General features: G+C 76.3%; 1 protein-coding gene. It reads right to left on the bottom strand.

The features are described 5' to 3' along the window. Positions 1-87: 87 nt before the first annotated feature. Positions 88-645, bottom strand: a complete 558-nt coding sequence (locus tag ACFWUQ_RS31460; RefSeq protein ID WP_384544828.1) for a heme-binding protein — start codon at positions 643-645, stop codon at positions 88-90. Positions 646-1,272 lie beyond the last annotated feature (627 nt).

Raw genomic sequence — 1,272 nt, 5'->3', positions numbered from 1 at the left:
CGGTGAGGCCGTGCCCCGCCGGGGGCCGCGCCTCGCGGCGGGGCCGTGCCCCGCCGGGGGCCGCGCCTCGCGGCGGGGCCTGGCCGACTACCGGTTCAGGGCGTCGACACCGGCCTTGGCGAACTTCTCGTCGAGGTCGCCGCTCGGGGCGCCGGCCACACCGATGCCCGCGACCGGGGCGCCGTCGGCCTGCACCGGGGTGCCGCCGCCGAGGAAGAGGGTGCCGGGGATGTCCTTCAGGTTCGGGGTCTGGGCGAGCCGGCCGGCGAGCACGGAGGTCGGCGCGTTCCAGGACACGGCGGTGAAGGCCTTGCGCTCCGCCGACTCGTAGGACTGCGGGCCGGCGCCGTCGCCGCGCAGGGTGACGAGGGTGTTGCCGTTGCGGTCCACGACGGCGACCGTCACGCGCTGGTTCTCCTTCTCGGCGGCGTCCAGCGCGGCCTGGGCGGCGCGGGTGGCGGCGTCGACGGTGAGGTGCGTGGTGGTCGTGAAGTTCTTGCCGTCGTCCTTCTTGGCGGCGGCGAGGACCGGCGCGGACTCGGCCTGCGCCGCGGGAGCGGCGGTGGCGCTGACGGCGCCGAAGGTCCCGGCGCCGAGGGCGACGGCGAGGGCGGTACCGGTGAGGACACGGGTGCGGGTGTTCATCTCTGCTCCTGGGGACGGCGACACGGGGGCACGGGCCACGCGGCGGATCGGCGGGACCGGACCGCTTCCACCGCTACTGAGCGGCAGAACCGGCGGGACCGGACCGCTTCCACCACTGCTGAGCGGCAGAACCGGCGGGACCGAACCACTTCCACCACTGCTGAGCGGCAGAACCGGCGGGACCGAACCACTTCCACCACTGCTGAGCGGCGGGAGCGGCGGGAATCGGACCGCTTTCGGCCGCTGCTGAGCGGCCCGGCCCTTCCACTGCTCCAAGCCTCCCCCCGAACCCCCCGCCACCCCGTCCCCGTACCGGCTCCCTCCACGCCCCGCACCGGCTGACCCCCATGTCATCCAATCGGTTGATGCCCCCCACCCCCACCACCCCCTTGACTTGTCCCCCGTCCCCCATCCCCCTGGCCCCTCCACCCCCGCCGCCCCTGGTGAGCGCGGGCCGGGGCGCAGCCCCACCCCCCCCACCCGCACCCACCCCCAGCCCCGCCGACACTTGAGGCGCGGGGCCAGGGGCGGAGCCCCAACCCCAACCCCCCCCCCCCACCCCGACCCCCCGGCGGGTAGGAGCAAGGGCCCCGCCGGCGACCCAAACCCCACCCCCCGCGCCATGGT

It is taken from the genome of Streptomyces sp. NPDC058662, from assembly GCF_042716255.1.
GTDB lineage: Bacteria > Actinomycetota > Actinomycetes > Streptomycetales > Streptomycetaceae > Streptomyces.
Note: the sequence above shows the minus strand (reverse complement) of the source record. Positions and strands in the feature narration are given on the sequence as shown.